This is a genomic window from Zoogloea oleivorans, assembly GCF_008107625.1.
GTDB classification, from domain to species: domain Bacteria; phylum Pseudomonadota; class Gammaproteobacteria; order Burkholderiales; family Rhodocyclaceae; genus Zoogloea; species Zoogloea oleivorans.
The window spans coordinates 134,444-160,633 of sequence record NZ_SDKK01000010.1 but is presented as its reverse complement, the minus strand read 5'-3'; the positions used below and the strand labels follow the sequence as shown (position 1 = coordinate 160,633).

Here is a 26,190-nt window from a genome sequence, read left to right as displayed (position 1 = left end):
ATGCAGAACCTGAGAGATCTGCCCATCGGGCGCAAACTCAGCATCATCGTCCGGCGTAGTGTGCTGATCGCCCTCGGTGTGGCCTTGCTGACCATTTTCGTGACCGAGGTGCGCAACGAGATCCAGCGGGCCGACGAGGACGGCCGGGTGCTCTCCGAGATCGTTGCCGACGGCGCCATCTCGCCGCTGCGTTTCGACGACTCGCGGGTGGCTGACAGTCTGCTGGCGTCCCTGCGCTATCACCAGCGGGTGGCCGCTGCCGTGCTGGTTCGTCCGGACGGAACGATCTTTGCCGCTTATCCGGCCAGCCTGCGCAGCCAGCCCGCACGGGTATCGGCACTCAGGATCCTTGCCGGGCAGGGGACGACCCACTGGCAGCCGCTCTGTCTGGTGGTGAATCAGCCTCTCCGCAGCGACGGCGAGTTGCTCGGCGAGCTGATCCTCGAATTCGATCTCAAGCCGGTCATCGGACGAATCGCCCTGTGGGTCGCCTTTGCCTTGCTCGGGCTGGTGGTGGCCTTGATTGCCGCAGCCCTGTTTACCCGGCGCATGCAGGGGATGATCGTCGAACCGCTGCAGCAGCTTGCCGGCGTGGTGCGCGAGGTGGGCACCCACAAGCGCTACGACCTGCGCGCCCCGCCCGGCTACGCGGACGAGGTCGGCGAGCTGATTGCCGGCTTCAACGGCATGCTGGCCGAAATCGCCACCCGCGACCGGGAGCTGACCCTTCATCGGGAGCATCTGGCCTCGGAGGTGGCCGTCCGTACCGCTGAGTTGCAGGGCGCCAAGGAGCAGGCGGAAGCGGCCAGCCGGGCCAAGTCCCAGTTCCTCGCCAACATGAGCCACGAGATCCGCACGCCGATGAACGGGGTTCTGGGAATGATCGGCCTGCTGCGTCAGACATCCCTGGCAGAGCGGCAGGGGCGCTTTGTTGATATGCTGGACAACTCGGCTTGCGCCCTCATGGAGATCATCAACGACGTGCTCGACGTATCGAAAATCGAGGCCGGGCGCCTTGAGCTCGAAGTCCTGCCCTTTTCCCTGCGGGATACGGTGGATCAGGTAGCCGCCCTGTTTGCCACTTCGGCCCATGAACGCGGCCTGCTGCTGCGCCTCTACGTCGATCACCGGGTGCCCGACCACGTGGTGGGCGATGCGCTGCGCGTCCGTCAGGTGCTCAACAACCTGGTGTCGAATGCCCAGAAGTTCACTGAAAAGGGTGAAATCAGCATCGTGATTACCCGCGTGCCGTGTGTCTCCGGCGGGCGCCTGCGCCTGCGCGCAGAGGTGCGCGACAGCGGGATCGGGGTGCCGCGGGGAGCCGGGGCGAGGCTGTTTCAATCCTTCTCCCAGGCGGATAACTCCATGGCCCGGCGCTTCGGCGGAACCGGGCTGGGCCTGTCCATCGCCAAGCAGCTGGTCGAGCTGATGGGCGGCGAGATCGATTACATCACCGAGCCCGGGCGTGGCTCCTGTTTCTGGGTCGAGTTCGAGCTCGGCATCGATACGCAGCACGGCCCCGCCGAGCAGCCGCTGACCGGGCGCGCCGCGCTGCTGGCCATTGGCGATCCGCTGCTGCGTGACGCCCTTGTCGAACAACTGGCCTTCTTCGGCTGTCGCAGCGAACTGGCCTACGATCGGCCGGCAGTCAGTGAAATGCTTGATGTCGGCACCGGCTTTGACTGGGTGGTGGTGGATCCGTCCTTCGATGCCGGTACGGGCCTCGAACTGCTGGCCAGCCTGCGTGAGCGGCCGGAGCGTCCGCTCCTTGCTGCGGTCGTCGGCGCCGGGCGAGACGATGCGGTCTGCGTGCAGGGGGCGGGGGCGGAGCTGGTCCTGGCGCGTCCGCTGACCGGCTCGGAGATCCGCCGTTTCCTGCTCAGCGAGTTGACCGTTGCCACGGCGCCGGATCCGGCAGGCAGCACTCTTGCCGCGCATGTGCTGGTCGTTGAGGATCACCCGGTGAACCGGGAGGTGGTCACTGCCGTGCTCGAATCCCTCGGTTGCCGGGTGTCGGTGGCCGAAGATGGACGCAAGGCGCTGGAGGCTTGTCGCGAAGGTCATTTCGGCCTGATTCTGATGGACATCCAGATGCCGGAGATGGATGGTCGCCAGGCGACTCTCGCCATCCGCGCCGATGAAGCGGAGCGGGGATTGCCGCGCATGCCCATCGTCGCCCTTACTGCCAATGCCCTCAAGGAAGACCGGGACGCCTGCCTGGCTGCCGGCATGGATGATTACCTGGTCAAGCCGGTATCCCGCGAACAGTTGTGGGCGGTGCTCAGCCGCTGGTTGCGCGAGGCTCTGCCATCCGATCCCGACGGGGGCTGCGTGGCACCCCCACCGGCGGCGGAAGTCGCCACTCCGTCCGTCCCGCTTGAGCCAGCGATGGATCTCGATTTGCTGATGGCGTTGCCGGGGGTCAATGGCAACCGGGCCTCGCCCATGCTGCAACGTTTGCTGCCGCTGTTTGTCGGAGAAACCGAGCGCAATGTGCAGGGTTTGCGTGCCGGAGTGGCCGCCGGTGATGCGCCGGCCGTACGGGCGCTGGCCCACAAGATGAAGTCCGGCTGCCTGGCGGTCGGTGCGGTGCGGCTGGCCTTGCGGGCGCGCCGGCTGGATGAGCGGATCAAGGGGGGCGCCATGCCGACGATCGACGATGTGAACGGTATCGTCGAAGCTTGGGACGCCTGCGTGGCAGTTCTCCTGAAGGAAAACTTGGTGAGTGTGGACGTACTGGAAGGGGTGGAAAGCCCAATGCAACGATGACTGTAAGCAATAGCCCGCATGTCCTGGTCGTGGATGACGACCCCCTGACCCGCATGATGGCGACGGAGGCGCTGCGCGAGGGCGGATTCACCATTCGCGAAGCGGAGGACGGCGAGCAGGCGCTGGCCCTGTTCGATGCGGCGCCGCCGGATCTGGTGCTGCTCGACGTGATGATGCCCGGCCTGAGCGGTTTCGAGGTTTGTCAGCAGCTGCGGGCCCGCCAGACCGGCCATCTGGTCCCGATCATCATGCTCACCGGCCTGGACGATGGCGATTCGGTCGAGCGGGCTTTCGATGTGGGCGCCACCGACTTCATCTCCAAGCCGATCAACTGGACGCTGCTGCGTTTTCGCATCCGTTACGTGCTGCGCTCGGCGGAGGTCATGAAGGAGCTCACCCGCAACAAGGAGAGTCTTTCCAATGCCCAGCGCATCGCTCGCCTGGGGAGCTGGGAGTGGTTTGTCAAGGAAGACCATGTCCTGCGTTCGGCCCAGTATTACCGTCTGTTCGGGCAGCGTGCTGACGGTTTTGGCGAGGGCATGGCGGCGATGCTGGAGCACGTCTATGTGCCCGACCGTCCCTTGATGGCCGCGGCCCTGGAGGGCGCCCGCAAGGGGACCGGCTTCCAGCTGACCTACCGGGTTGTCTGGCCCGATGGCAGCGTGCGGACGCTCCTGGAGACCGTTGAGCCGCTGGACGGCGGCGGCGAGCGGGGCTGCTCCGGCATGGTCATGGAGGGCAGCGTTCAGGACATCACCGAGCAGGTGGACGCCCAGCGGCGGATTCGCCAGCTGGCTTACTTCGACCACCTCACCGGGCTGCCCAACCGGGAGTTTTTCCGGGAGACCCTGCTCGGTGTCACCTCCCGCAGCCTGCGCCACGACAGCCGCTGTGCGGTGATGGTGGTGGATATCGACCGTTTTGCCCGCATCAACGACAGCCTGGGGCCGGAGCGGGGCGACCAGGTGCTGCAGGTGATTGCCCATCGCCTGCGCGAGGCAATGGGCGACCGTACCCCCGCCGAGCCGGCAGGAGGGAGCGGGATAACCCGTTTCAAGGTGGCACGACTGGCCGCCGACGAATTCGGCATCCTGATGAGCGATGTGGGCTCAGTGGAGGAAATGCTGGTCCTGGCACACAGGCTGCTGCAGGTGGTGCGGGCGCCAATCCGTGTGCCGGGGCAGGACATCACCCTGTCGGCGCGGGTCGGGCTGGCCGTCATGCCGGACCATGCCACCGATGCCGATGCCTTGCTGAAGGCGGCCGAAACCGCCCTCAACCGGGCCAAGCGGACCAACGGCGATCCGGTGGCCCTGTTTTCCGAGGAAATGAAGGTGGCGGCTTTCCTGCGCTTCACCCTCGAAGGCGATTTGCGCCGGGCTCTCGGAGCCGATGAGCTCAAGGTGCTCTATCAGCCCATCGTCGACGTGAATCAGCGGGCCATCGTCAAGGCCGAGGCGCTGGTGCGCTGGTCCCACATGGATCGTGGCTCGATACCGCCGCCGGAGTTCATCTCGCTGGCGGAAGAGACCGGGATGATCGTGCCCCTCAGCCGCTGTGTCATGGAGCAGGTGTGCGCCGATATTGCCGCGCTGGGCGATGATCTGCCGGATGATTTCCGGGTCAGCATCAACTTGTCCGGCGTGAACTTCATGGATGCCCAGCTGCTTCCCACCGTTCGCGCCGTGCTGGCCGAAGCGGGCATACCGGCCTCGCGAATCGAGTTCGAACTGACCGAAACCGTGCTGATGCGTGATCTGGACTACGCGACGGTGATTCTTGCGCAACTGCGCGAGATGGGCGTGCGGGTGGCAGTGGACGACTTCGGCACCGGCTATTCGTCGCTGGCCTACCTGCGCCGGCTGGCGGTGGACACCCTGAAGATCGACCGTTCCTTCGTCAATGAACTGGATGACGGGCAGGGTATTGCCATCGTGGAGGCGGTGATCGGCCTGGCCCACAGCCTGGGCCTGGAAGTGGTGGCTGAGGGCGTCGAAACGGTCGCCCAGCTGGAGGCCCTGAGCCGGCGCGGTTGCCACCTTATCCAGGGCTTCCTGTTCGCGCGGCCGATGAGTTCTGCGATGCTGGCTGCTGCCCTGCACAATCCGGCCTTCGTGCCGGCCACGGTGCAGCCGGCGGTGAGGCGCGGGGGCGTTCAGCTGGCGTTCTGATGCGTCTCCTCAGGGCTTGCGTTCCGGACGGATCGCGATGACCAGGCGGGTGCCTTCCGAGGCTTCCAGCTCCCGCAACTGACGGATCAGGCTCTCGTCGAGCACGAAATCGGCGGCCAGTAGCATGACCCCGTCGCGGGTCACCAGATCGCGGGCGAGCACCATGCCCGGCTTGAGGGCGGCCGGGTTGACTTCGTTGGTGGTGGTGCTCACCGCTTCGCTGGCGCCGAGCACGTCTATCAGGGCATCCACGACCTGCGGGCAATAGCGCTTGCCGCGGTTCTGCTGGATGAAGGCGATGGCTTCGTCCGGCTTCAGCTTGCGCGGTGAATGGGAGCCGATCTGCAGCCCATCGAAGTCGTTGGCTACGGCAATGATGCGGGCCCCGAACGGAATTGCCAGGCCGGAGGTCCGGTCCGGGTAACCCTGACCGTCCCAGCGTTCATGGTGACCGCGGATGAAGGTGCCGGCCTTGCGCAGGTTCTCGATGCCCATCAGGGCGGCCTGGCCGGTGACCGGATGCTTGCGCAGCAGGCCCAGTTCGTCGCCGCTCATGTGGGACACCGGCTTGCTGATGAGATCGTCGGACAGCCCGATCTTGCCTACGTCGTGAAGCAGGCCGGCGAGCATCACGTCCTGCACTTCGGCGGCCGGGAAGTTGAGCTTGACGGCAAGCTTGCGGGCCAGGTCGGCGACCCGTTTGGAATGCCCCGAGATGACGCCTTCGCGCAGCTCGATGAGGTTGGAAAAGACCCGGATCGAGGTCAGGAAGTGCTGCTTGAGCTTCTCGTGGGCGATCTTGAGTTCGCTGGTGCGGGCTTCGACTTTCTGTTCGAGGCTGGCGTTGAGGTTCTTGAGCTCCTCGTTCTGCGCCTGGGTGAGTATTTCCAGGCGCGCCTTTTCCCTTTCCAGGGCCTTGCGTTCAAGGGCTTCGCGAACGGTCAGGACCACGTCCTGGTCGTTCCAGGGCTTGGCGATGTAGCGGGCGATCTGGCCGGCGTTGATGGCGGCGACGGTCGATTCCATGTCTGCGTAGCCGGTGAGGAGCAGGCGTACGGTGTCCGGATGGCGTTGGCGGGCGGCGGCGAGGAAGGTCGCTCCGTCCATGCCCGGCATGCGCATGTCCGAGATGATCAGGTCCACATGTTCCTGGGCCAGGGTTTCGAGGCCTTCCTCGCCGCCGGTGGCGACCAGCACCTTGTAGCCCTGGGGGCGGAACAGGCGGCGCAGGGCGGAGAGGATGTTGGCTTCGTCGTCCACACACAGGATGGTGAAGGGTGGGGCTTCGGGGGGGTGGGGTGCAAGAGTCATGGTGTTGCTCCGACAGGGGCCTGGTGGTGAATGGGCAGGGTGATGCGGAAGGTGGTGCCCACCCCAGGCGTGCTGCTGACGCTGATGCGTCCGTTGTGTTTTTGTATGATGCCGTAGGACAGGGACAGGCCGAGACCCGTGCCCTTGCCGACCGGTTTGGTGGTGAAGAAGGGGTCGAAAACCTTGTCCAGGATGGCGGCGGGAATGCCGGCTCCGTTGTCTGCCACCTCGATCCACACTTCTTCGCCGGCCAGGCCGGTGCGTACGGTGATGGTGCCACGGCGATTGTCCGGCATGGCCTGGGCCGCGTTGACGAAGAGATTCATGAAAACCTGGTTGAGTTGGGACGGCAGGCACTCGACCATCGGGATGTCGGTGTATTCGCGGACCACATCGGCCTTGTACTTGACTTCATTGCTGGCGATGTTGAGGGTGCTGTCGAGCCCGTGACGGAGATCCACGGCCTGCCAGTTCTGGGTGGTTTCGGCCCGTGAGAAGTCGCGCAGGTCCTGGACGATCTTGCGTACCCGCTCGGTGCCTTCCTCGGATTCGCTGAGGAGCTGGCCGATGTCTTCGCGCAGGAATTCAAAGTCGGCGGCCTTCTTGGCGGCCTTGATTGCGGTCAGGTCTTCGGCGGGCAGGGCGGCTTCGCGGGCTTCATAGGTGTCGAGCAGTTCGAGGATCTGCCCCACGTAGCCCTTCAGGCTGCGGATGTTGGAGTTTACGTAGCCGATGGGGTTGTTGATCTCGTGGGCGACGCCGGCGGCGAGCTGGCCGATGGAGGCCATTTTTTCGGACTGCACCAGTTGTTGCTGGGCTTCCTGCAGCAGGCAGTTGAGTTCGGTGAGTTCGGCGTAGCGTTTGAGGAGTTCCTCTTCGGCGGTTTCCCTGCGGGCGATATCCTCTTCCAGGGTGGTCTTGGCCTGCAGGAGTTGCTCGGTGCGTATCGCTACCGTCGCCTCCAGGTCGGCCTGCATGCGCAGCAGTTCGGTTTCGGCGTTCTTGCGTTCGGTGATGTCCTGCAGGGTTTCGATGGCGCCGATCACTTCGCCCAGTGCGTTGCGCAGCGGGGCCGCGGTGAAGTACAGCCAGCGGCCGTGCTCGCCCATCTGGGGGAAGAAGTCCTCGGCCTCGTAGGCGCCGTCGATGACCGGCGAGCGGCGCAGCTTCTTGTCGCCGTAGAGTCGCAGCAGATTTTCGATCTCTCCGGACACGATCAGGTCGGCCATGATCGGCCGCTCGGTGTTGTAAAAAGCCGACCACTGTTTGGTGGTGCCGATCAGGTCGGCGGCGCTCATGCCGATGACCTGTTCGCAGGCCTGGTTCCAGTGGGTGATGACGCGTTTGGCGTTGATGACGAAGGTTGGCACCGGATCGCCGTCGATGATCTGGGTCAGCAGTTGCTGGGTCTGTTTCTGGGCCGCTTCGGCGCGCTTGCGCTCGGTGATGTCGATGAAGCTGCACACGACGGCCCGTTCACCCTCGATGTCTTCCTGGGAGACCGCCAGTTCGACCCAGCGCTCTTCTCCGGATTTGGTAATGATGACGGTTTCGTAGCGTGCCGCCGGATGCTCACCCTTGAGCCGGTTGCGGCCCCGGTCGCGGATGGTGTTGCACACCGGGGGAGGGAAGAAGGCCCAGAACGGTTTGCCCGACAGCTCTTCCGCGGTGAAGCCAGTGAGCCGCGACATGGCCTTGTTGGCAAACAGGATACTGTCGCCCCGGTGCAGCAGGATGCCTGAGCTGAGGGATTCCGCGAGGGGGAACAGGGTGCCGGAAATGGAATAGGGAGAAAGATTCATCGAATCATCCGAGCATCAGCTGGTAGCTGTTGAAGCGTGCCTCGGTGTCGGCAAGAACTTCCGTCAGTTTTTGCCAGTCGAGGCCGAGGCCGTCGATGGTTTTCTGGTGCAGTCGGGGCATCTGGCCGTTTTCGGCTCCATCCAGATCGAGGGCCTGCGAGATGGCGTCGGCGTAGTGAATGACGGCGGCCATCCCGTCGGGGGTGCCGCGTTCAGGCTCGTGGTGCCAGGCCAGTGCATCGACGATGTCGGCAGGAAAGTTCCAGCGCCCGGCGAGCGCCGCACCGACGGCGGCGTGATCGAAGCCGAATACGGTTTGTTCGGCGTCTCGCAGGCAGCAATCCTGCTCGCCGACCTGGTCGAGCACGCGGGTGTAATGCTCGGGATACAGCGCCACCATCACAAGTCGTCCAATGTCATGCAGCAGGCCGGCGATGAAGAGGGGCTCCGGGGAGCGCTTGAGCGGTTTGGCGAGGGCCTGGGCAGCGACTGCAGTGCCCAGCACGTGGCGCCAGAAGCGCTCCTGGTTGAAGCCGGGGCAGCGGCCGGCGGGCAGGCTGGTGACAATCGCCGCCGCCAGCACCAGGGAGCGGACCGCCGAGAAACCGAGCACCACGATGGCGTCGTGGATCGATGCGACGCGCATTTGCAGGCCGTAGAGGGGCGAGTTGGCAACGCGCAGCACGCGGGCGGCAATCGCCTGATCCTGGGTGATGCGCCGGGCGAGGTCCTTGATGTCGGTGTCGGCGCCGGCCATTGAGTCGAGGACTTCGAGGGCTACCGCCGGCATGACCGGTAGTCCGTGGATGCGCCCGATCATCTCGGAAAGGCTGGGGGGCGTCATTTCATTTGCCCCTCGCGGAAGGCCAGAATCGCGTGCAGGAGGGCCTGGGAGCCCGGGTCTTCGGCGGTGTGCCGGAACAGGTGCATGATGCGCAGACGCAGCTTTTCACGCCGTCGGGCCAGTTCCTCCGCATCAATCGCCAGTACCACCGTGAGGTTTTCGATGCCGCGCCGGCGCAGGCTGTCCAGATGGGCCTCGGTGAGCGCCAGCCCGGCCGGCAGCAGGACGGCGCCGTTGGCGTCGGTGACCGGTGCGGCCAGGACGGTGCCGGGCAGGGTTGCATCGAGGGGCTGGAGCTGACTGTCGTTCATGATGCGTCGGTGCGGCAGGTGAAACTCAGCAGGGTACCGCGGGAGCTGTTCTTCTCGCCGAGGGGGTGGGCTTCCACGCGGAAGCGCCGGTCGCCACAGGTAATCTCGACGCAACCCCGGCTGGCGTCCAGCAGGGGCGTGAATTCTGCGGGAAGTATTTCGTTGGCGTCCAGGCCGATAAGCGGAATGCACTCGGCAAAGAGCCCTTCGGCGGCGCGGTTGGCGAGAGCGATCATGCCGCCCGGGTCGATGCCGAGCAGCGGGACAGGCATCACGGCGAGGGCTTCCTGGGTCAGGCTGAGGGCGGCTTCATCCATGCGCAGCCGGCGGTCCTGGTCGGCGAGCACGCATTTCAGGCGCTCGTTGATGCGTTCGAGCTCCTGGTTGGCGTGCCGCAACTCGCCGCCGAGACGCTGGTTCTCGTCGGACAGGGCCTTGCGCCGGAAGGCTTCCTCGATGTTGGCGCGCAGCATCGCGTCGTCCCACGGCTTGGTGAGAAACTTGTAGATAGCGCCTTCATTGATGGCGTCGGTGACCGACTGCAGGTCGGTGTATCCCGACAGCACCATACGCACGCTGTCGGGATACATGTCCTTGGCCTTGCGCAGGAACTCCACGCCGGTCATGCCGGGCATGCGCTGGTCGGAAACGATCACATCGACCGGGTGGGCGGCGAGCACTTCCAGGCCGGCCTTGCCGCCGTTGGCGGTGAGGATGGTGTAGCCCTCACGGCGCAGCAGGCGGCGCAGGGACGACAGGATGTTGTCCTCGTCGTCCACCAGCAGGAGGGTTCGATCGGGCGTCGGGCCGTGCAGCAGGTTTCCGTCGAGGCGTTGGTCGGCGGCGAGGAGCTTGCCGAACCCGTCGGGCGGCAGGGCGTTGCCAAACAGGGGGCCCTGCATCAGGTCGCAACCGTTGGCGACCAGCACCGAGGCGGTGTGGGCGTTGTCGATGCCCTTGGCGCTGACGGTGAGGTGTATCTTGTGGGCGTGGGTGATCAGGGCCCGGACAATGGCCACGCCTTCCGGGTCGGCGGCCACGTCCTGCACCAAGCGGGCCGGCACTTCCAGGCTGTCCACCGGGAGCCGCCGGAGCCACGCCAGGCGTGCGTTGGCCGGGTTGGCGGCACTGATCGTGAAACGTATGCCGCAGCTTTTCAGGTGTTGCAGGGTTTCCGTCATCGACTCCGGGATTTCGGCCTGGGCGGTGATGATGTTGAGCTCCAGGCAGCGCGGTTCCAGGCGGGTGTCCAGCAGTATGGCGTTCAGCCTGTTGGAGAAGGCCGGATCGCACAGGGCCTCGAGTCTGGCCCCGAGGGTCAGCACGATGCGTTTGGCGTATGTCTGGTTCCAGGCACTGATTTGTTGGCAGGCCTCGCGCAGGGTGGCCAGACACGCGCTGCTCACTGCAGTGATGACCACGTTGTCGTTGCGCTGGGGGCGGACCATGTAGAGCTTGGCACCGACCAGCTCACCGCTGTGGCAATCGAAGCGGGGCAGGTACAAAAATGGATCGCTGGGGAGGGGCGCGTTGTCGGGGGTGTCCATCGTGTCTCCTGGTGCGGAAGTCGGCGCTCTGCGGCGTTGAGTGTCTCGGGCCGGTTCGGCCTTGTTCGGGGTGAGGCGCCTGCGGATCGACAGAGTCCAACATGAGCTACCACGACAGCTATCGGCGGCCGGGGCGCCGTCTTGAGGGAATTATCGTGCCGCGCTGTGCTGGCCCGCCAGCGCTTCCCGCATCGTCGTCCGGGCGTCAGCGGCGCTGGCGGGGTAAAATCCGGCCTTATGCCCAACAATGCCCAGCACTTTCCAACACTTGCCCTCGTCGCCATCGGTCTCGGAGCGGCTTTTGGTGCCTGGCTGCGCTGGTGGCTGGGCCTGCGCCTCAATCCGCTGTTCGCCCAGATGCCCCTTGGCACGCTGGCGGCCAACCTGCTTGGCGGCTACCTGATTGGCGTGGCGGTGGCTTTTTTTGCGCTGCGCCCGGAGGTTCCGGTTGAAGTACGCCTGTTCGTCGTAACCGGTTTTCTCGGCGGGCTGACCACCTTTTCCAGCTTTTCGGCGGAAGTCGTGCATCTGATCAATACTGCCCGCTACGCCTGGGCTGCCGGCGCCGCTGGCCTGCATCTGCTCGGCTCCCTCTCCATGACTGCGCTCGGCATGTGGACTGTCCACAGCCTGCGCAGCTGATCCCTCCTGTTTTTCGCAGCAACTCCGCATGTCCTCTTCGCAAGACCGGCAAGACCCCTATTCCCTGCTTGAACAATGCCTGTCGGTGGATCGCCCTGGCCTGCGCCGCGACCTGCGCCGTCTGCCCAAGCGCCCGCGCAGCGCAGGCGAGTTGCCGGAGGCCTTGCGCCTGCGCATCGCCCAGTCGGCGGCCAAGCTCATCGAACGGGCCACCAACCGGCCGAAGCCGGACTTCCCGGACGACCTGCCGGTCAACCAGCGGCGTGACGAGATTGCGGCGGCGATCCGTGACAACCAGGTGGTCATCGTGTGCGGCGAGACCGGCTCGGGCAAAACCACCCAGTTGCCCAAGATCTGCCTCGAACTGGGGCGCGGCGTTGCCGGCCTGATCGGTCACACCCAGCCGCGGCGGATTGCCGCCCGGGCCACTGCCAGCCGTATCGCCCAGGAACTGAAAACCGAACTCGGCAGCGCCGTCGGTTTCAAGATCCGCTTTACCGACCGGGCCGGCCCGCAGACCTACATCAAGCTGATGACCGACGGCATCCTGCTGGCTGAAACCCAGGGTGATCCGCTGCTCTCGGCCTATGACACTTTGATCATAGACGAGGCCCACGAACGCAGCCTGAATATCGACTTCCTGCTCGGCTACCTGCGCCAGCTGCTGGTCAAGCGGCCCGACCTGAAGGTGATCGTCACTTCCGCCACGCTCGACGCCGAACGCTTTGCCCGCCACTTCGGCAAGGGTGACAAGCTGGCGCCGGTGATCGAGGTGTCTGGCCGGCTGTTTCCCATCGAGATGCGCTACCGCCCGGTGGAGCGCGACGAGCCGAAACCGCTCCGTCCTGGCGAGGCGCCGCCGCGCCAGGACAGCCGCGGCCCCGATCGTGACCTGTATGACGCGCTGGTGGACGCCGTGGACGAAGCCCACCGCAGCGGCCCCGGCGATGTGCTGGTCTTTCTGCCCGGCGAGCGCGAGATTCGTGAGGCCTCGGAAGCCCTGCGCAAGGCCCACCACGCCGCCGGCACCGAAGTGCTGGCGCTGTTTGCGCGCCAGTCGGCCGGCGATCAGGCGCGGGTGTTCAGTGCGTCGAAAGGGCGCCGCGTGGTGCTGGCCACCAACGTGGCCGAAACCTCGCTGACCGTGCCGGGCATCCGCTACGTGATCGACACCGGCCTGGCCCGGTTGAAGCGTTACTCCCACCGCAACAAGGTCGAGCAACTGCAGATCGAGAAGGTCGCCCAGTCGGCGGCCCGCCAGCGCGCCGGCCGTTGCGGCCGGGTGATGGACGGCGTGTGCTTCCGTCTCTACGACGAGGACGATTACAACAAGCGCCCCGAGCACACCGATCCGGAAATCCTGCGCTCGTCGCTGGCCGGCGTGATCCTGCGCATGAAGTCGCTGAAGCTGGGCGAGGTGGCCGATTTTCCCTTCATCGACGCGCCGCTGCCGCGCATGATCGCCGACGGCTACCAGCTGCTGGCCGAACTGGGCGCGGTGATCGAGGTGGAGGGCGAGGGGACGATGAACCTCACGCCCATCGGCCGCGAACTCGCCAAGCTGCCGCTCGACCCGAAGATCGGCCGCATGATCCTCGCTGCCCGCGACCGGGGCAGCCTGTCCGAAGTGCTGGTGATCGCCGCCGCGCTGTCCACGCAGGATGTGCGCGAGCGTCCGCCCGAGCGTCAGGCTGCTGCCGACCAGGCCCACGCGCGTTTTCGCGGTACCGAGAACGAGCAGAAATCCGAGTTCCTGTGGTTCTGGAACCTCTGGAAAGCCTGGGAGGAAGTCCAGCGCCACGAAACCTCCAGCAAACAGAAGGCCTGGTGCAAGACGCATTTCCTGTCGTGGCTGCGCCTGCGCGAATGGCGCGACGTGTACGCCCAGCTGCACACCCTGTGCGCCGAGCACGGCTGGAAGGAGAACGACAAACCGGCCAGTTACGACGCCATCCACAAGGCGCTGCTTACCGGCCTGATGGGCCACGTGGGCTGCAAGATCGAGGATGCCACCGGGCCGGCCGCCGGCAGTTACCTGGGTGCCCGCGGCATCAAGTTCTGGCCGCATCCGGGCTCCGCCATCGCCAAGAAGGCCGGCAAGTGGATCATGGGCGCCGAGCTGGTGGATACATCCCGCCTGTTTGCCCGCTGCCTGGCGCGCATCGAGCCTGAATGGCTGGAAGAGGTGGGTGAGCACCTGCTCAAGCGCCAGATTTCCGAACCCCACTGGTCGAAGGCCAGCGGCGCCGTGCGCGCCTGGGAGCGCGGCACGCTGTATGGCCTCACGGTGTATCCGCGCCGTGGTGTGAGCTACCGGGAGATCGACCCGGACCTGTGTCGCGAGCTGTTCATCCGCGAAGGTCTGGTGCAGGGCGAGATTGCCGAAGGCCCGGCGCGCGGCATGCCCTTCCTGACCCACAACCAGCGTCTGGTGGCGGAAATCGAACGTCTGGAACACAAGTCCCGCCGCCCCGACGTGCTGGTGGACGACGAGCTGATCTACGCCTTCTACGACGCCAAGCTGCCGCCGGAAGTGCTCGATCTGGCCAGCTTCGAGGCCTGGCGCAAGGAGGCCGAGAAAGCCTCGGCCAAGACCCTGCAGCTGACCCGCGACCAGCTGATGCGCCACGACGCGGAAGGCATCACCACCGACCGTTTTCCGTCGAATCTCGACGTGCTCGGCCAGAAGCTCCGGCTCACTTACCTGCACGCCCCCGGCGACGCCGACGACGGCGTGACGCTGACCGTGCCGCTGGCCATGCTCAACCAGGTGCCGGCCAACCGCTGCGAATGGCTGGTACCGGGCCTGCTCGAAGAAAAGGTCACCGCGCTGCTGCGCACCGTGCCGCAGAAGCACCGTCATCGCCTGCAGCCGATGGCCGAGAGCGCCGGCGATTTCATGACCCGATTCGAAGCCGGCGAGTTCGATCAGGACGAGCCGCTGCTCAAGGCCATGCAGCGCTTCGTCGAAGAGCGGGTGTCGCTGAAGTTGCCGATGGAAAGCTTCCGCTCCGAGAACCTGAATCCCCACTGTTTCATGAACTTCCGGGTGCAGGACGAGCACGGCCGCATCCTCGGCCAGTCACGCAATCTGGCCGAGCTGCGCACGCGCTTCCGTGAGCAGGTGGCGGCGCGCTTCCAGGCGGCCAAGATTGTGCCGGCCAGCGAGGCGCCGGCGCCGAAGAAGGGCCAGCCCGAAGTGCAAAAGTCGGCGCCGTCGGGCAAGGCGCCGGCGGCCGAGGCGCAGCTCGGTGGTTACACGAGCTGGACATTTGGCCCGCTGCCGGAGCTGCTGGAAATCAAGGTGGCCGGCCGCGAGATCGTCGGTTTTCCGGCTCTGCACGACGACGGCGCCAGCGTCTCGCTGCGCCCCTACGACACGCCGGAAGAGGCGGCCAAGGTGCATCGGGGCGGCATGGCGCGGCTGTTTGCGCTGGAGTTGTCGGCCCAGGTGAAGGCTATCGAGAAGCTGCCGGGCATCCGCGAACTGGCGCTGCAGTTCATCAACTACGGCTCCGAAGCCGATCTGAAGGCCCAGCTGGTGACGGCCACGCTGGAGCGTTGCTGCCTGCTCGACCCGCTGCCGGTGGACGCCGACAGCTTTGCCCAGCGCTGCAAGGATGCCAAGCCGCGCATCACGCTGGTGGCCCAGGAGCTGATGCGCCTCACCGGCCAGCTGATTGCCGAGCATGCCACGATGACCAAGCGCGTCGCCGGCCTCAAGACCTTCCCGGAGGTGGTGGCCGACATTCAGGCCCAGGCGGCCCGGCTGATGCCGAAGAACTTCCTGGTGGCCTTGCCCTACGAGCGCATCGCGCAGATTCCGCGCTACCTGAAGGGCGTCACCGTGCGCATCGACAAGCTGCGCACCAGTCCGGCCCGCGATGCCCAGCTGATGGCCGAGTGGAAAAGCCTGGCCCAGCCCTTCGAGCGGGAATGGCTCGCCAAGGCCAAGGCCGGCGTTACCGACCCGCAACTGGAAGAATTCCGCTGGATGCTGGAGGAGCTGCGCATCGGCCTGTTTGCCCAGGAGCTGAGGACACCGATGCCGGTGTCGGTAAAGCGTCTGCAGAAGATATGGGAGAGCCGTCCGCGGTGAGTGTATGTGGGCCGGGCTGCGTTGATTGGCATCAATTTGTCATTATGACAAAGCCAATATCATGCGCGTCTTGGGGGGCGTGCCCGGATTGGGGATACGGGTACCCCCCGGCAGCCCAGGAGGTTCATCATGTTTTTGCTCGATCTGATTTTTGGCAAGCACAAAAAGGAAGCTGCCGCACCGCTTGCGCCAGTTTGCGTTGTTCCTGCCGCATCCAAACCCACCGCGCCGGGCACCTCCATTCAATATCACCCGGAGTTGATCGGGCAGTTCGAGAACGATCACCGGGAGCTGTTGCGCCTGTTCACGGAAATCAGAGCCAGTGTGCTTGCCGGCGATCTGCCTGCAACGAGCGGGTACCTCGATGAGTTTCGCCACATGTTGCACGGTCACCTGCTCAAGGAGAACGTGCGCCTCTATATCTACCTCGAACATGCCCTCGCTAACGACACGGTCAGCCATGATCTGATGCACCGCTTTCGTCACGAGATGGATGCCATCGGCAAGGTTGTCGTGGCCTTTCTCGAGAAATACCGCCACTTGGCCGAGCAGCCCGAACTTGCCGACGCATTTGCGCAGGAACTGGACGGCATTGGTAAGGTGCTGGTGGAGCGCATCCGCAGCGAGGAGGTCAGCTTGTATCCCCTCTATGGCCCGGTCTGAACCAGGCCTTGCGGATAAGTCGATAAAAAAGGGAGGCCTGGCGCCTCCCTTTTGTTTGGGGTTCCGATCCTGCTTACTGCTCGCCCCCCCTTTTGCCCACGTGCTCGCGGGCCAGGCGTTGCTGCACCTCGGCCGGTGCCGCTTCGTAGTGGCTGAAGGCGATGCTGCAGGTGCCGTCACCGCCGCTGATGGACTTGAGGCGTGACTCGAAACCTTCCATCTCGGCCATCGGAATCTGGCTGGTGATTTCGGTGACGCCGGGTTGCGGGCTGTCGGTGCCGGTGACATGGCCGCGGCGGCCGGCCAGTTCGGCACTGATGCCGCCGAAATGCTCGTCGGCGATGCGTACCGTCAGGGTGATCAGCGGTTCCAGTACCACCGGGCGGGCAGCCTGAACGGCTTCCTGCACGGCATGGCGGGCGGCAGTAACGAAGGAGATTTCATTTGAATCGACGGCGTGGTGCTTGCCGTCGACTGCCACCACGCGGATGTCCTGCAGCGGGAAGCCGGCCATCACGCCTTCGGCAAGGGCCTGGCGCACGCCTTTTTCGACGGCGGGCATGAAGTGGGTGGGAATGGTGCCACCCTTCACTTCGTCGGCCAGCTGGATGCCGGCACCCCGTTCCAGGGCTTCGACCCGCAGCGCCACTTCGCCGAACTGGCCGGCACCGCCGCTCTGCTTCTTGTGGCGGTAACGGGCTTCACCGGTGGCGGCAATGGTTTCGCGATAAGGAATGGCCGGCGGCTTGGTGGACAGGCTGATGTTGCCGCGGGTCTTGAGCTGTTCGAGCACCACCTTGAGATGGATTTCACCGAGGCCGCGGATCACCGTTTCCTTGGCCTGGGCGTTGTGTTCGACGGACAGGCAGGGGTCTTCGTCAAGCAGGCGGTGCAGGGCTTCGGAGAGTTTCTGTTCGTCGCCATGCTTTTCGGGCAAGAGGGCGAGGCCGAAGACCGGTTGCGGGTAGGCGGGCGGGACGAGGTGGAAATGGTCTTCGTCGTGGGAGTCGTGGAGGACGGCGTCGCGGTGGATGTCATCGATCCGTGCCACGGCGCAGAGGTCGCCGGGAATGCCGACGGGGATTTCGGTCTGGGTCTTGCCCTGGACGCGCAGCAGGTGGCCGACCTTGAAAGGCTTGCGGGCGTCGCCGATGAAGAGCTGGGTGTTGGGCGTGACGGTGCCCTGGTGGATGCGGAACAGGCCGAGCTTGCCGCGGAAGGGGTCGTTGCTGACCTGGAAGACGTGGGCGATGACGTGCTGGTCGGCATCGGTGGTGCAATTGACCGAGACGGCGGCGGGGCCTTCGCCCTTCAGGAAGGCGGGCGGATTGCCTTCGGTCGGGTCGGGCAGCAGGCGGCCCAGGATGTCGAGCAGTTCGGTGATGCCGGCGCCGCTGCGGGCCGAGGTGAAGCACACGGGAATCAGGTGGCCTTCGCGCAGGGATTGCTCGAAGGGGTCGTGGAGCTGTTCCGGCTGCAGGGATTCGCCTTGTTCGAGGTAGAGCGCCATCAGTTCTTCATCCACTTCGACGACCTGGTCGACGATGCGGTCGTGGGCTTCACGCACGCTCGAGAAAGCCGGCACGGCGTCGTAGTCGGGCTTGAAGAAGCAGTCGATGACACCGGCGCCGCCGGCGGTGGGCAGGTTGATGGGCAGGCATTCCTTGCCGAAACTGCTGGTGATGCGCTCCATCAGGGCGGCGAAATCCACGCCCGGCGCATCGATGCGATTGACGACGATCATGCGGCACTGGCCGGTGGCGGCTTCCATGACCTTGCGGGTGACGGTTTCGACGCCGGCCGTGGCGTTGATGACGACGACGGCGGTTTCGACGGCCGGCAGGGTGGCCAGCGCGCGGCCAAGGAAGTCGGGCAGGCCCGGGGTGTCGAGGATGTTCACCCAGTGTTCGGCCCATTCGAGGTGGGCGAGGGCGCTGTTGAGGGAGTGGCCAAGGGTTTTTTCCTGCGGGTCGTAGTCGCTGACGGTGTCGCCCTTTTCGACCGAGCCGGGGGCGCCGATGGTGCCAGCGGTGACGAGGAGCTTTTCGAGGAGGGTCGTCTTGCCGCTGCCGGACTGGCCGAGCAGACTGAGATTGCGGATGTCGCGGACCGAGGTGGGTGTCATGAGGCGCTCCCTTTGTTGTTTGTTCTGAAAGCCTGAAAGCATGAATTCAGCCAAGTATCTGCCTCTGTAAAGGCGCCAACAACGACTCAGGTCAACAAATCTGCGCTCACCACTCGAAGCCGCGGCGCATGGCGGGGGGCGGTTTGACCTGCTCGAGGGTGGGCAGCAGGTGCTGCAGGGCGTGGTCTTCGGTGCGGTAGGCGGCGTGGGGGGCGAGGGTGGCCCACAGGCCGGTGCGCTCCAGCACGTCGATGACCTGTTTCTTGAGGCCGCAGCAGGCCAGGGTGTGGCCGCTGTCCTTCATCTGGCGCTGGATGCGGCGCAGGGTCTCGACGCCGCTGGCGTCCATGTCGTTGATGCCGGCGCAGGACAGCAACAGCACCTTGAGTTGCGGGTGGTCCCGCTCGGCGGCGAGGGCGGCGTCTTCGAAGGTGGCGGCGTTGACGAAGTGCAGCGGGCCGTCGAAGCGCAGGATGGTCAGCTGCGGGTGGGGCTCGGGCAGCTTGAAGCGTTCGGCGTCACGCCAGGTGCCGTCCGGGTGGCGGCCGAGCACGGCGACGCGCGGCTTCATGCTGCGGTAGATGAGCAGTGCCAGCGACAGGATGAGGCCGGACAGGATGCCGATCTCGATGTGCGGGGCGAAGGCCAGGGTGGCGACGAAGCTCACCGTTCCGGCCAGACCGTCGTCGCGGCTGGTGTGCCAGGCTTCGGTCAGGGCCTTGGGCGAGAGCAGCGCGGCGAGGGTGACGAGGATGACTGCTGCCAGCACCGGGCGCGGAATGTGGGTGATCAGGTCGGGGATGGTGAACAGCGCGGCCAGCACCATCAGTGCGCCGACCACCGAGGCCAGCCCGGTGCGGGCGCCATGGGTGAGGAGGAAGGCCGAGCGGCCGAAGGAGCCGCTCACCGGGTAGGCCTGGCACACCGACGCGGTGAGTTTGGCGAGCCCCTGGCCAATCAGTTCCTGGTTGCCGTCCCAGCGCTGGCCGGTGCGCGCCGAAGCCACCTTGCAGCTCGACATGGCTTCCAGAAAGCTCACCAGCGCCAGCACGAAGGCCGAGGGCAGCAGGTCGGTGATCTGGCCCCAGTCGGCGCGGGGCAGGGCGAAGGCGAGGATTTCCGTCGGCAGGGTGCCAACGACGCGTCCGCCGCGGTCCTCGAAGCCGCTGAGCCAGGCCACCAGGGTGAGACCCGCCACGACGATCAGCACCCCCGGCCAGCGCGGCAGGAGGCGGCGCAGGGCCATGAGGGCCGCCACCGCGGTCAGACCGAGGACGGCGGATGGCGTGTGGACGTCGGGCAGGGCGACGAGCAGGTCGACGACGGCCTCGAAAAAGGGCCGCTGGCCGGCGCTGGACAGACCGAGAAGCGTTGGCAACTGGGCCGCGCAGATGAGCAGCGAACAGGCATTGATGAAGCCGTGCAGCACCGGGTGGGACAGCAGGTCGGCAAAATGGGCCAGGCGCAGGGCACCGAAGGCCACCTGCAGGATGCCGGCCAGCATGGCCAGCTGGACGGCCAGCAGCAGGTAGGTTTCGGACCCCGGCAGGGCCAGCGGGGCGAGGGAGGTGGCGGTGAGCAGGCTGGTCAGCGCCACCGGGCCGGTGTTGAGCTGCCCGGATGAGCCGAACAGGGCGCCGACAATGCAGGGCAGCAGGGACGCGTAGAGGCCCACGTAGGGCGGCAGGCCGGCGAGCTGGGCGTAGGCGAGGGCCTGGGGAATCGCCACCAGGGCCACCGAGAAGCCGGCCAGAAGGTCGGCGCGCAGGCCGGCGGCGTCAAGCTGGCGACGCCAGGCGAGAAACGGCAGCAGGCGGGCGAGGGCAGGCAGCATGGTGCGGGCGCAGGGTTTCCGGTCGGGCAGGAGGCCTGCAGTTTAGCGTGCGCCTGCGTGCCCCGGGACGGAGCCGTCAGACATGTCACGGTGGTGCGCGGGTCTGGCTAAAGAAGCCGCGCCGGAAGTCGATAAGCAGAATACAACGCACCGGGATTTGAGACCGCGTGTGGTTCGGGCCTTTTGGGGCCCTCCAATTCATCTATTTGGCGCGTTTCACGTGATCACCGATACCCTTGCCCCTGACCCTGGCAACACCCGGTCCACGATCCTGATCGTTGATGACGTCCCGGAAAACCTTGAGGTGCTCGGCGAACTGCTGCAGCCCCTCTACCGGGTGCGCGGTGCGCAGAGCGGCATGCGAGCCCTGCAGGTGGCCTGCTCCAGCCCGATGCCGGACCTGATCCTGCTGGATGTGATGATGCCCGGGATGGACGGCTATGCCGTTTTCGAAGCCCTGCGGGCCGATCCGCGAACCCGCGACATTCCGGTGATCTTCGTGACGGCCCTCGACGGGGTGCGCGAGGAGGAAAAGGGGTTGGAGCTGGGGGCCGTCGATTACATCAGCAAGCCCCTGCGTCCGACTATCGTGCTGGCGCGGGTGCATACCCAGCTGGAGCTGAAAAAGGCGCGCGACGGCCTGCGCGACCAGAATACTTTTCTCGAAGCGGAAATCGCGCGCCGGATGGGCGAGAACCTGCTCATCCAGGAAGTGAGCATCCGGGCCCTGGCCCGACTGGCAGAAATCCGCGACCCGGAAACCGGCAATCACCTGCGCCGCACCCAGGCCTACATGAATGTGCTGGCCCGGCGCCTGGCCCTCGACCCGCGTCATGCTGCCACGCTGACGCCTCACACCATCGATCTGATCGTCAAGTCGGCGCCGCTCCACGATATCGGCAAGGTGGGCATTCCCGATTACATCCTGCTCAAGCCGGGCAAGCTCACGCCGGAAGAGTGGACGATCATGCAGACCCACGCCCGGCTGGGTGCCGAGGCCATCGAGCACGCCGAAGAGGATGCCGAGCGGCCGGTACCGTTTTTGGCCATCGCCAAGGAAATCGCCCGGCACCACCACGAACGCTGGGACGGCAGTGGTTACCCGGACCGGCTGGCGGGCGAAGCAATCCCCATTGCAGCCCGTTTGATGGCCCTCGCCGATGTTTTCGATGCACTGATCTCCCGCCGTGTTTACAAGGATCCGGTGTCTCTGGACGGCGCCCGGGAGATGATCTGCGCCGGGCGGGGAACACACTTCGATCCGGACGTGGTGGATGCATTTCTTGCAGATTTGCCGCAGTTCGCCGATATCGCCAGCCGTTACGGGGACGAAGCGGCAGAGGCGGCGGCCTCATGAACCGGCGTATCGCCCGCATGGTTTTTCTGTATGCGGCATTCGGGTCGGCATGGATCCTGTTTTCCGACCGGCTGGTGAGTCTGTTGTGGTCTGACCCGGAGCTCCTCGTGACCGCCAGTACTCTCAAGGGCTGGTTTTTCGTGGCGGTCACCTCCTTGCTGTTGTGGGGTGTGCTGCATCGTTTTGCGAAAAAAACGGCAGACGAGGGGCCACCGCTGTCGATCCTGTCCCAGTTGCGCCGGGAGGGTGTCGGATCGCGTCTGTTGCCTTTTTCCCTGTTTGCCCTGGCACTCGTCGCGGTCGGCTACGGGAGCGCCGTGCTGACCCTGCGGGACCGGGAGGTCCAGGAATCCCGTCGTCTGGAGGCAGTGGCCGACCTGAAGGTGGGGCAGGTGTCGATGTGGCTGGAGGAGCGTCGCGCCGATGTGCGCGCCATCGCCGGCGATACGGGATTCGGAGCGGTGTATGAACAGTGGCTCCGACAGAAGGATCCGGCCCTGCGGGCGAGCATGCTGGAGCGCCTCGAGGCCCTGCGCAGTGCCTATGGCTATGCGCGGGTGGCTGTCCTCAACGGTCGTGGCGACGTGGTTCTGTCCTCGGGGGGCGATTTCATTCCGGCACCGGTTTTACGCGACACGGTCCGGCGGGTCCTCCGTGAGGGGGGCGAGGCGGATACCAACTTCTATCGGGAGGAGGGGCAGTCGGATGTTCCGGTGCACCTGGATTTTGTCGCGCCGCTGAAAACCGTGGCAGGTGGTACGCCGCTGACGATCGTCCTGCAGGTGGACCCGGCCCGCTTTCTCTTCGCTTATCTGCAGGGCTGGCCGGGCCCCAGCCGGACTGCCGAGACCTTGTTGTTCCAGCGCAACGGAAACGATCTGCTGCTCATCACGCCCTTGCGTCACCTGGCGGGGCCGTCGATGACTGTGCGCATTCCGCTCAGTCGGAGCGATGCGCTGGCGGTGATTGTCACTGAACATCCGGAGCGCCGTGGGGTGGCATTCGAGGCGCAGGATTACCGTGGGATGCCGGTGGTCGGTGTGGGTCGTGGTGTGCCGGGAACCGACTGGACGCTGGTCGCCAAGGTTGATGCCGACGAAATGTACGAGGGCGCGCGCCGGCAGGTCTTGTGGATTGCTCTGGCGGTGGGCTTTGCCCTGTTTTCCACGGGCGGGGCCGCGGTGCTGCTTGTGCAGCGGCACGAATTGCAGCGGACCCGCTTGCGTGAAGAAGCCCAGGGCAAGCAGTTGCGGGCGCTTCAGCTCCTCGATGCGATTGCCGATGGCTCGACCGACGCGATTTTCGCGAAGGATGTGCAGGGGCATTACCTTTTCTTCAACCGGGCGGCTGTCCGTATCACCGGTAAATACGAGGAACAGGTGCTGGATCAGGACGATTCCGTGCTGTTCCCCGCCGATGAGGTGGCCACGCTGCGCAGCGTCGAGCGGGAGGTGATGGCCTCCGGCAAGGTGAGTACCTGCGTCGAGTCCGTGACCACGGTGGAGGGGGTGCGTACCTTGCTGACCACCCGCGGGCCTCTGCAGGAGGCGGGTGGTGCGGTGATCGGCGTGTTCGGCATTTCCCGGGACATCACCGAGTTGCGTCGTGATGAAGAGGCCCTGCGCGAACGCGAGGAAATTTTCAGCGCCATCGTTAACCAGGCGGTGGATGGCATTGTGCTGCTCGACACGCAAACCCTGCGTTTCGTCGAGTTCAACGATGCGGCCTGCCGCGGGCTGGGATATTCCCGCGAAACCTTTGCCGGCCTGAGTTTGCAGGACATCCAGGCCGACGTCAGCCCTGAGGAGATCGTCCGTCAGGTCAACGATATAAGGGTCAGCCGCGAGGCGGTTACCTTCGACAGCCGCCATCGGCGGGCCGACGGCAGCGTGCTGGATGTGGAGTTGAGCTATCGTTCCCTGGACATTCGCGGACGCAGTTATCTGGCCGGGATCTGGCGGGATACGAGCGACAGGCGGCATGCCGCGGAAGAACTGCTCAAGCTGTCGCTGGCCGTTGAGCAGAGTCCGGCGAGCGTGATCATCACCAACCTGAAGGGGCGCATCGAATACGTCAATCGTGCCTTCCTGGATGGCGCCGGTTATGCGCTTGGCGAGGTGATCGGGCAGCGGGCCGGCTTCCTCAAGTCGGGCGAAACGCCGCCTGAAACCTACCGGGCCCTGTGGGTGGCTCTGGGCGCAGGTCAGTCGTGGGAGGGAGAGTTCATCAACCGGCGTCGGGACGGGACGCTCCGGGTCGAGTTTGCGCGGGTCTTGCCGATCGTCCAGCCTGACGGGCACATCTCCCACTATCTGAGCGTTCAGGAGGACATCACCGGGCGCAAGCAGGTGGAGGAAGAACTGGCCAGTCACCGGGATCACCTGGAGCAACTGGTGGCCGAGCGCACCCGCCAGCTCGAAGAGACCAATCTGATCCTGTCCCAGCGCTCTGCGGAGCTGGAGGCGGCGCGGGAGGCCTCCGACGCGGCCAACCGGGCCAAGAGTGCCTTCCTGGCCAACATGAGTCATGAAATCCGCACGCCGATGAACGCCATCATCGGTCTGACCCACCTGTTGCGACGCAGTGTGGAGGGCGCCGAGGCCCAGATGCGCCTGCAGAAGGTGGGCGACGCGGCGGATCACCTGCTGTCGATCATCAACGACATCCTCGATATTTCAAAAATTGAAGCCGGCAAGCTGAGTCTCGACGAAGCCGAGTTCAACCTCGAGGACGTGGTGCGCAAGGCTTGCGCACTGGTGGCCGATCGGGCGCATCAGAAGGGACTGGAGCTGGTGGTGGACATGGGCGGGGTGCCGACCCTGCTGCGCGGCGATCCGACACGCCTCGGCCAGATGCTGGTCAATTATCTGGGCAATGCGGTGAAGTTCACCGATGCCGGCGTGATTTTGCTGCGGGCTCGTTCTGATGACGAAAGTGCCGAGTCCGTGCAGATCCGTTTCGATGTCAGCGATAGCGGCATCGGCATCGAGCCTGACGTGATGGGGCGACTTTTCAAGCCTTTCGAGCAGGCTGACGGTTCGACCACCCGGCGCTTTGGCGGCACCGGCCTGGGCCTGGCGATTACCGGCCATCTGGCCCGTCTGATGGGCGGTCAGGCCGGTGTCGAAAGCGAACCGGGGCACGGCAGCAACTTCTGGCTTACTGCCCGGCTCGGCAAGAGCGATCGGGCCGTGTCGGCCGCAACGCGGATGCTGTCGATCCGCGTGCTGGTGGTGGACGATCTGCGCGAGTCCCGCGATGCCCTGGCCGCGATGTTGACGGCACTGGGTGCGCGGGTCGTCACCTGCGAGTCGGGTCAGGCGGCGCTGGCCGTGCTGGCGGCGGCAGAGCGGGATGGCGATGCCTTTGAAGTGGCGCTCCTTGACGGGCAAATGCCCGATATGGACGGTTTCCAGACGGCTCATCATTTGGCGGACTTGAACCTGGACAGTCCTCCGCGCTGCATTTTGTTGACCCTGGGCGACGATCCGGCCCAGCGGGAGGCTGCCATGCGGCTGGGGGCGGTGGCTGTGCTGGCCAAGCCGGTGACGATGTCTAGCCTGCACGACGTGATCCAGGCCGGTCTTGCGCGGGGAGTCAGGGATGTGTCCGGCGCCGCCGGCGAGCAGCCGGACGAAGCCACGCTGGCCCGCCATTACCGCGGGGCCCGGGTGCTCCTGGTTGAAGACAGCCGGATCAACCAGGAAGTAGCCATGTCCCTGCTGGAAAACGTGGGTTTGCAGGTGGACCTGGCCGACAACGGGGCGATGGCTGTCGACAAGTTGCGGGCTGGCGCCTACGCGCTGATCCTGATGGACATGCAGATGCCGGTGATGGATGGCGTGGAGGCCACGCTGGCGATCCGCAAGCTGGGGAGCCAGGTGCCGATTGTCGCCATGACCGCCAATGCCTTCGGTGAAGACCGGCAACGCTGTCTCGACGCCGGCATGAACGATCATCTGCCCAAGCCCGTCGATCCGCCCATGCTCTATGCCAAGCTTCTGCAATGGCTGCCGCGTCCCGGCGTGCAGGGCGGTGCCGGTGCTGCGACACCGGCACCGGACATGCGTGCCCGCCTTGAGCAGGTGCCCGGGCTGGATGTGGCCTACGGGCTGAAAAACCTGCGCGGGCGCATTCCCAATTACCTGCGCCTGCTGCGCAAATATGCAGACGGCCATGGCAGGGATGCCGACCATGTGCGCACCGAACTGCGGGCAGGCAACATGGCGGAAGCCCGGCGGCTGGCCCATTCGCTGAAAGGCGTGGCCGGCATGATCGGTGTGCCGGGGGTGCAGGCGTTGGCGGCTGAACTGGAAGTTGCCATTCGCGACGAACAGGAGCGCGCCAGCATCGAGGCGCTGATCGACCGTATGGACGAGGCCCAGAGCGCCACCGTGACGGCCATTCTGGCTTTGCCGCATGTCGAGGAGAAAGCTGTCGGGGGATACGCAGCGGCTGAGGTCGGGCCGCAAACGGCAGAGGTGATGGAGGCCCTGGCCCGCCTGGACGCGCTCCTCGCCGAAGACAACGTGGCGGCGACGCGGGTGGTACGCGAACTGGGCGATCTGGTGAAGCTTGCGCTCGGTGCCGACTGGCCGCGTTTTGAACGGGAACTGGCGGCCTACGATTTCCCTGCTGCCCTCACTACTTTACGTGCACGTAAATCCTGATTGACCCGGGCGGGGATTTCGGGCGATGCTGGCCGGCCAGACAAC

Annotated in this window: 14 protein-coding genes; 7 read left to right on the top strand and 7 right to left on the bottom strand. The window is 65.5% G+C overall.

Annotated features, from left to right (window positions below):
• Positions 1 to 2,769 carry a response regulator gene (locus ETQ85_RS12235; RefSeq protein ID WP_148579349.1) on the top strand — a complete coding sequence of 923 codons (2,769 nt, stop codon included), beginning with the start codon at positions 1 to 3 and terminating at the stop codon, positions 2,767 to 2,769.
• On the top strand, positions 2,766 to 4,940 hold the full coding sequence (locus ETQ85_RS12230; RefSeq protein WP_148579348.1) for a putative bifunctional diguanylate cyclase/phosphodiesterase: 2,175 nt from the start codon (positions 2,766 to 2,768) through the stop codon (positions 4,938 to 4,940). Before ETQ85_RS12235 ends, ETQ85_RS12230 begins: the two co-directional genes overlap by 4 nt.
• Before the next feature lie 9 nt (positions 4,941 to 4,949).
• Here ETQ85_RS12230 and nosR read toward each other — a convergent pair whose 3' ends face one another.
• Genes nosR through ETQ85_RS12205 form a run of 5 tightly spaced genes read right to left on the bottom strand, consistent with a single transcriptional unit; the run spans position 4,950 to position 10,755 of the window.
• Positions 4,950 to 6,251, bottom strand: a complete 1,302-nt coding sequence (gene nosR / locus ETQ85_RS12225; RefSeq protein ID WP_148579347.1) for a response regulator c-di-GMP phosphodiesterase, NosR family — start codon at positions 6,249 to 6,251, stop codon at positions 4,950 to 4,952.
• Complete coding sequence (locus ETQ85_RS12220; RefSeq protein WP_148579346.1) at positions 6,248 to 8,053, bottom strand: PAS domain S-box protein; 1,806 nt, start codon at positions 8,051 to 8,053, stop codon at positions 6,248 to 6,250. Before ETQ85_RS12220 ends, nosR begins: the two co-directional genes overlap by 4 nt.
• 4 nt (positions 8,054 to 8,057) lie before the next feature.
• Positions 8,058 to 8,897, bottom strand: coding sequence for an HDOD domain-containing protein (locus ETQ85_RS12215; protein ID WP_148579345.1), 840 nt, complete (start codon positions 8,895 to 8,897; stop codon positions 8,058 to 8,060).
• A complete protein-coding gene (locus ETQ85_RS12210; protein WP_148579344.1) occupies positions 8,894 to 9,208 on the bottom strand; it encodes a hypothetical protein in 315 nt (104 codons plus the stop codon). Before ETQ85_RS12210 ends, ETQ85_RS12215 begins: the two co-directional genes overlap by 4 nt.
• Positions 9,205 to 10,755, bottom strand: a complete 1,551-nt coding sequence (locus ETQ85_RS12205; protein WP_148579343.1) for an EAL domain-containing protein — start codon at positions 10,753 to 10,755, stop codon at positions 9,205 to 9,207. The genes ETQ85_RS12210 and ETQ85_RS12205 overlap by 4 nt, the downstream gene beginning before the upstream one ends.
• A 141-nt stretch (positions 10,756 to 10,896) precedes the next feature.
• On the opposite strand from ETQ85_RS12205, the gene crcB reads away from it, so the two are divergent.
• The 3 genes from crcB to ETQ85_RS12190 all read left to right on the top strand — a co-directional run bounded on the left by crcB (position 10,897) and on the right by ETQ85_RS12190 (position 16,159).
• Complete coding sequence (gene crcB, locus ETQ85_RS12200; protein WP_425473126.1) at positions 10,897 to 11,397, top strand: fluoride efflux transporter CrcB; 501 nt, start codon at positions 10,897 to 10,899, stop codon at positions 11,395 to 11,397.
• A gap of 28 nt (positions 11,398 to 11,425) precedes the next feature.
• Positions 11,426 to 15,496: an ATP-dependent RNA helicase HrpA gene (gene hrpA / locus ETQ85_RS12195; RefSeq protein ID WP_148579342.1), complete on the top strand. Its 4,071-nt coding sequence runs from the start codon at positions 11,426 to 11,428 to the stop codon at positions 15,494 to 15,496.
• 129 nt (positions 15,497 to 15,625) lie between these two features.
• Complete coding sequence (locus ETQ85_RS12190; protein ID WP_148579341.1) at positions 15,626 to 16,159, top strand: hemerythrin domain-containing protein; 534 nt, start codon at positions 15,626 to 15,628, stop codon at positions 16,157 to 16,159.
• 73 nt (positions 16,160 to 16,232) lie between these two features.
• On the opposite strand, the gene fusA is transcribed toward ETQ85_RS12190, so the two are convergent.
• Positions 16,233 to 18,284, bottom strand: a complete 2,052-nt coding sequence (fusA, locus tag ETQ85_RS12185; RefSeq protein ID WP_148579340.1) for an elongation factor G — start codon at positions 18,282 to 18,284, stop codon at positions 16,233 to 16,235.
• A gap of 106 nt (positions 18,285 to 18,390) precedes the next feature.
• On the bottom strand, positions 18,391 to 20,118 hold the full coding sequence (locus tag ETQ85_RS12180) for a SulP family inorganic anion transporter (protein ID WP_148579339.1): 1,728 nt from the start codon (positions 20,116 to 20,118) through the stop codon (positions 18,391 to 18,393).
• 220 nt (positions 20,119 to 20,338) lie between these two features.
• Between ETQ85_RS12180 and ETQ85_RS12175 the strand changes: the two genes are divergently transcribed.
• Together ETQ85_RS12175 and ETQ85_RS12170 are read left to right on the top strand one after the other, a co-directional pair.
• Positions 20,339 to 21,475 carry an HD-GYP domain-containing protein gene (locus tag ETQ85_RS12175; RefSeq protein ID WP_246128751.1) on the top strand — a complete coding sequence of 379 codons (1,137 nt, stop codon included), beginning with the start codon at positions 20,339 to 20,341 and terminating at the stop codon, positions 21,473 to 21,475.
• On the top strand, positions 21,472 to 26,145 hold the full coding sequence (locus ETQ85_RS12170; protein ID WP_148579337.1) for a PAS domain-containing hybrid sensor histidine kinase/response regulator: 4,674 nt from the start codon (positions 21,472 to 21,474) through the stop codon (positions 26,143 to 26,145). The genes ETQ85_RS12175 and ETQ85_RS12170 overlap by 4 nt, the downstream gene beginning before the upstream one ends.
• The last annotated feature ends 45 nt before the right edge of the window (positions 26,146 to 26,190 follow it).

Coding starts and splice junctions, on each gene's coding strand:
- ETQ85_RS12235 (WP_148579349.1), top strand. CDS start 1: ATGCAGAACCTGAGAGATCTGCCCATCGGGCGCAAACTCAGCATCATC.
- ETQ85_RS12230 (WP_148579348.1), top strand. CDS start 2,766: ATGACTGTAAGCAATAGCCCGCATGTCCTGGTCGTGGATGACGACCCC.
- nosR (WP_148579347.1), bottom strand. CDS start 6,251: ATGACTCTTGCACCCCACCCCCCCGAAGCCCCACCCTTCACCATCCTG.
- ETQ85_RS12220 (WP_148579346.1), bottom strand. CDS start 8,053: ATGAATCTTTCTCCCTATTCCATTTCCGGCACCCTGTTCCCCCTCGCG.
- ETQ85_RS12215 (WP_148579345.1), bottom strand. CDS start 8,897: ATGACGCCCCCCAGCCTTTCCGAGATGATCGGGCGCATCCACGGACTA.
- ETQ85_RS12210 (WP_148579344.1), bottom strand. CDS start 9,208: ATGAACGACAGTCAGCTCCAGCCCCTCGATGCAACCCTGCCCGGCACC.
- ETQ85_RS12205 (WP_148579343.1), bottom strand. CDS start 10,755: ATGGACACCCCCGACAACGCGCCCCTCCCCAGCGATCCATTTTTGTAC.
- hrpA (WP_148579342.1), top strand. CDS start 11,426: ATGTCCTCTTCGCAAGACCGGCAAGACCCCTATTCCCTGCTTGAACAA.
- ETQ85_RS12190 (WP_148579341.1), top strand. CDS start 15,626: ATGTTTTTGCTCGATCTGATTTTTGGCAAGCACAAAAAGGAAGCTGCC.
- fusA (WP_148579340.1), bottom strand. CDS start 18,284: ATGACACCCACCTCGGTCCGCGACATCCGCAATCTCAGTCTGCTCGGC.
- ETQ85_RS12180 (WP_148579339.1), bottom strand. CDS start 20,118: ATGCTGCCTGCCCTCGCCCGCCTGCTGCCGTTTCTCGCCTGGCGTCGC.
- ETQ85_RS12170 (WP_148579337.1), top strand. CDS start 21,472: ATGAACCGGCGTATCGCCCGCATGGTTTTTCTGTATGCGGCATTCGGG.